Annotated in this window: 1 protein-coding gene; it reads right to left on the bottom strand. The window is 75.2% G+C overall.

All coding sequences use genetic code 11. The features are described from left to right. On the bottom strand, positions 1 to 218 hold a 218-nt coding region (locus tag VTU_RS26370), incomplete at both ends, for a glycine--tRNA ligase subunit beta (RefSeq protein ID WP_010102592.1).

Here is a 218-nt window from a genome sequence, read left to right as displayed (position 1 = left end):
TGGCGATCACGGCGCCGTCCTTGCGCAGCGTGGCGGCGTAGCTGTCGGCGTCCGCCAGCACCACGGGCGTGACGGCGGCTTCGAAGCGGTGGCCCTGCGTGCTGCGGCCGGCGCGCAGGCCCAGCGCGGTCACGGGAACCACCGTGCTGCCGTGCAGCGCCACCAGGCCATGCGCGGGGCGCACGAACTGCACGCTGGTCCAGCCGGGCAGTTCGCAG

The sequence above is a fragment of the Verminephrobacter aporrectodeae subsp. tuberculatae At4 genome (assembly GCF_000193225.1).
Taxonomy (GTDB): domain Bacteria; phylum Pseudomonadota; class Gammaproteobacteria; order Burkholderiales; family Burkholderiaceae_C; genus Acidovorax; species Acidovorax aporrectodeae.
Note: the sequence above shows the minus strand (reverse complement) of the source record. Positions and strands in the feature narration are given on the sequence as shown.